Annotated in this window: 1 protein-coding gene and 1 tRNA gene; both read right to left on the bottom strand. The window is 69.7% G+C overall.

The window, feature by feature from the left end; translation table 11 throughout:
• Window positions 1-66: 66 nt before the first annotated feature.
• Window positions 67-4,038 (bottom strand): ATP-dependent RNA helicase HrpA, encoded by a 3,972-nt coding sequence (gene hrpA, locus HG542_RS33920; protein WP_171088244.1) that lies wholly within the window; start codon window positions 4,036-4,038, stop codon window positions 67-69.
• Window positions 4,039-4,138: 100 nt separating this feature from the next.
• Window positions 4,139-4,212: transfer RNA gene (locus HG542_RS33915), tRNA-Phe, on the bottom strand.
• Window positions 4,213-4,261: the final 49 nt, after the last annotated feature.

Here is a 4,261-nt window from a genome sequence, read left to right as displayed (position 1 = left end):
GGGAGGAACTGCGCGACCAGCCACAGCAGACCCGCACCCGACAACGAACCGCCCCCCGGCGGAGCGTCACGGCACCAGCGCGTCGATCGCCTTCACGATCCGCTTGTCCGACACCGGATGCGCCGTACCGAGCGCGTGCGCGAAGTAGCTCACCCGCAGTTCCTCGATCATCCAGCGGATGTCGAGCGCCTCCTGCGGCACCGGCCGGCCCTTGGGGAACTGCTCCAGGAGCCAGGCGTGCTCGTCCTGCATCTCCTTGACCTTGGCCATCCGGGTGCGGTCCCGCTCCGCGTTGGCCGGCAGCTGGGTCAGCCGCCGGTCGACCGCCACCAGGTAGCGCATGAGGTCGGGCAGCCGCCGGACCCCGTGGGCGGTCACGAAGCCCGGCTTGATCAGCGCGGCCAGCTGCTCCTTGACGTCCGTCAGGGACGGGAGCAGGGTCGGGCTCGTCGTCGCCTTCAGGCGGCGCTCGCACGCCTGCCAGGCGGCCAGCACCTCCTGGACCTTGCGGACGGTGTCCAGCGTGGCGTCCACGATGTCGGCCCGCACGGCGTCGAAGAGCTTGCGGAAGGACTCCTCGTCCCAGGCGGGGCCGCCGTGCGCCGCGATCAGCTTGTCGGCGGAGGCCGCGACGCAGTCCTCGAACAGGGCCGGGATGGAGCCGTGCGGATTGCGGGCGAGGGCGAGCTTCTGCTGGTTGCCGAGCTTGTCCTGGGCGAACTTGGCCGGGTTGGACGGCAGGTTGAGCAGGATCAGCCGGCGGTTGCCGCGCCACATCGCCTCGCGCTGCTCCGGCTCGGTGTCGAAGAGCCGCACCGCCACCGAGGAGCCCTCGTCGACCAGGGCCGGGTAGGCCTTGACGGGCTGGCCGCCGCGCCGGGTCTCGAAGGTGCGGGGCAGCGTGCCGATGGTCCACTGCGTCAGGCCCGAGCGCTGCTCCGGGCCGCGGGCGGCGGGCGCCTCCCCGCCGGCCGGTCCGGCGGTGCGCTTCCCGGCGGCGGCCTGCTCGAAGGCCTTGTTGATCGCGGCCTGCGTCTTCGGCTTGAGCCGGAGCCGCAGCGCCTCCAGGTCCTTGTCCTCGGCGATCTTCCGGCGCCGCTCGTCCACGACCCGGAACGTGATCTTCAGGTGGTCCGGGACCCGGGCAGGGTCGAAGTCCTCGGCCTCCATCCGCACGCCCGTCATCCGGTGCAGATCGCGCGCCAGGGCCGCCGTCAGCGGCCCCTGCAGCGGAACGGCGCCGTCGAGGAATCGCGCGGCGAAGTTCGGCGCCGGGACGCAGTTCCGCCGGATCGGCTTGGGCAGCGAGCGGATCAGCTCCGTCACCAGGTCCTCGCGCAGTCCGGGGATCTGCCAGTCGAAGCCCTCGGCCGAGACCTGGTTGAGCACCTGGAGCGGAATGTGGACGGTCACGCCGTCCGCGTCCGCACCGGGCTCGAACTGATAGGTCACCCGGAACTTCAGGGCACCCTGGCGCCACGAGTCCGGGTAGTCGGCCTTGGTGACCGCCTCGGCGTTCTCGTTGATGAGCATGGAGTGCTCGAAATTGAGCAACTCCGGCTCCTCGCGCCGCTTGTGCTTCCACCACGAGTCGAAGTGGGCACCGGAGACGACGTGTTCGGGCAGCCGCTGGTCGTAGAAGTCGAAAAGCGTCTCGTCGTCCACGAGGATGTCGCGGCGCCGCGCACGGTGCTCCAACTCCTCGACCTCGCCGAGGAGTTTCCGGTTGTCGTGGAAGAACTGGTGGTGCGTCCGCCAGTCGCCCTCGACGAGCGCATTGCGGATGAACAGCTCCCGGCTGGTCTCCGGGTCGATCCGCCCGTAATTGACCTTCCGCTCGGTCACGATCGGCACGCCGTAGAGCGTCACGCGCTCATAGGCCATCACGGCGGCCTGCTTCTGTTCCCAGTGCGGTTCGCTGTACGTGCGCTTGACGAGGTGCTGGGCGAGCGGCTCGATCCAGTCCGGCTCGATACGGGCATTGACGCGCGCCCACAGGCGGGAGGTCTCCACCAGCTCCGCCGACATGATCCAGCGCGGCGGCTTCCGGAAGAGCGCCGAACCCGGGAAGATCGCGAACTTGGCGCTGCGGGCGCCCAGATACTCGTTCTTGTCGGTGTCCTTGAGGCCCAGGTGCGACAACAGGCCCGCCAGCAGCGACTGGTGAATGCGCTCCGGCGCCGCGTCCTCCTCGGCGAAGTGGATCCCCATCTGCTTGGCGACCGTGCGCAGCTGCGAGTAGATGTCCTGCCACTCGCGTATCCGCAGATAGTTCAGATACTCCGACTTGCACATGCGGCGGAAGGCCGAGGACGACAGAGCCTTCTGCTGCTCGCGCACGTAGCGCCAGAGGTTGAGGAAGGCGAGGAAGTCGCTCGTCTCGTCCTTGAAACGCGCATGCTGCTGGTCGGCCTGCTGCTGTTTGTCCGAGGGCCGTTCGCGCGGGTCCTGGATGGACAGCGCGGCCGCGATCACCATGACCTCGCGCACACAGCCGTTGCGGTCGGCCTCCAGGACCATCCGGGCCAGCCGGGGGTCCACCGGGAGCTGCGCGAGCTTGCGGCCGAGCGGGGTGAGCCGCTTCTTCGGATCCTTCTGCTCCGGGTCGACCGCGCCGAGCTCCTGCAGCAGGGCCACGCCGTCCTTGATGTTGCGGCGGTCCGGCGCGTCGATGAAGGGGAACTTCTCGATCTCGCCCAGGCCGGCCGCGGTCATCTGCAGGATGACGGATGCCAGGTTCGTCCGGAGGATCTCCGCGTCGGTGAACTCCGGCCGGGAGAGGAAGTCGTCCTCCGCGTACAGCCGGATGCAGATGCCGTCGCTCGTGCGGCCGCAGCGGCCCTTGCGCTGGTTGGCGCTGGCCTGGCTGATCGGCTCGATCGGCAGGCGCTGGACCTTCGTGCGGTGGCTGTAGCGGGAGATGCGGGCGAAGCCGGGGTCGATGACGTAGCGGATGCCGGGGACGGTCAGGGACGTCTCCGCGACGTTCGTGGCGAGGACGATCCTGCGCCCGGTGTGCCGCTGGAAGACCCGGTGCTGCTCGGCATGGGAGAGGCGGGCGTAGAGGGGAAGAATTTCCGTGAAGCGGAGCTTCTTCTTCTCCAGCGCATCCGCCGTGTCCCGGATCTCCCGCTCGCCGGAGAGGAAGACCAGGATGTCGCCGTCGCCCTCGGCCTGCAGCTCGTCCACGGCGTCGCAGATCGCGGTGATCTGGTCGCGGTCGGCATCCTCCGACCCCTGCTCCAGCAGCGGCCGGTAGCGCACCTCCACGGGATACGTGCGGCCGCTGACCTCGACGATCGGCGCGTCGCCGAAGTGCCGGGAGAAGCGCTCGGGGTCGATGGTGGCCGAGGTGATGACGACCTTGAGGTCGGGGCGGCGCGGCAGGAGCTGGGCGAGATAGCCCAGCAGGAAGTCGATGTTGAGGCTGCGCTCGTGTGCCTCGTCGATGATGATCGTGTCGTACTGGCGCAGCTCGCGGTCCGTCTGGATCTCGGCGAGCAGGATGCCGTCCGTCATCAGCTTGACGAGGGTGTCGTCGCCGACCTGGTCCGTGAAACGGACCTTCCAGCCGACCGCCTCGCCCAGCGGGGTGCGCAGCTCCTCGGCCACCCGCTCGGCGACCGTGCGGGCCGCGATCCGGCGCGGCTGCGTGTGCCCGATGAGGCCCTTGACGCCGCGGCCCAGCTCCAGACAGATCTTGGGGATCTGCGTGGTCTTGCCGGAGCCCGTCTCGCCCGCGACGATCACCACCTGGTGGTCGCGGACGGCCGCCAGGATCTCGTCCTTCTTCTGGCTGACCGGCAGCTGCTCCGGGTATGTGATCGCCGGGACGGCCGCGCGGCGGGACCCGACGCGGAGCTCGGCCTCCGTGATCGCCTCGGCGATCTCGGCCAGCACGGCCGTACGGGCCTCGGGCTTGCGGACACGGCGCGCGCCGTCGAGCCGGCGCCCCAGCCGCTGCTGATCGCGGAGCGTCAGCTCGGGCAGGCGGCCGGAGAGGTCGGCGAAGGTGGCGAGGGCAGGCTGCGTAGACATACGGGGTCCAGGATCGCACCAGCCGCCGCGAAGCGGCGAACGCATTTAGGGGTGCCCTGCAAAGCACTGAGCCCCCCGTCCGAGGACGAGGGGCTCGTTGTGGCTGGGGCCGGGGTCGAACCGGCGACCTTCCGCTTTTCAGGCGGACGCTCGTACCAACTGAGCTACCCAGCCACGCGATCTGCAAGAGATCGCAGCGGTCCTGACGGGATTTGAACCCGCG

It is taken from the genome of Streptomyces morookaense, assembly GCF_013030945.1.
GTDB classification, from domain to species: domain Bacteria; phylum Actinomycetota; class Actinomycetes; order Streptomycetales; family Streptomycetaceae; genus Streptomyces; species Streptomyces morookaensis.
Note: the sequence above shows the minus strand (reverse complement) of the source record. Positions and strands in the feature narration are given on the sequence as shown.

Bases quoted from the DNA above. Each gene is read 5' to 3' on its own strand.
- hrpA (WP_171088244.1), bottom strand. From the start codon at position 4,038: ATGTCTACGCAGCCTGCCCTCGCCACCTTCGCCGACCTCTCCGGCCGC.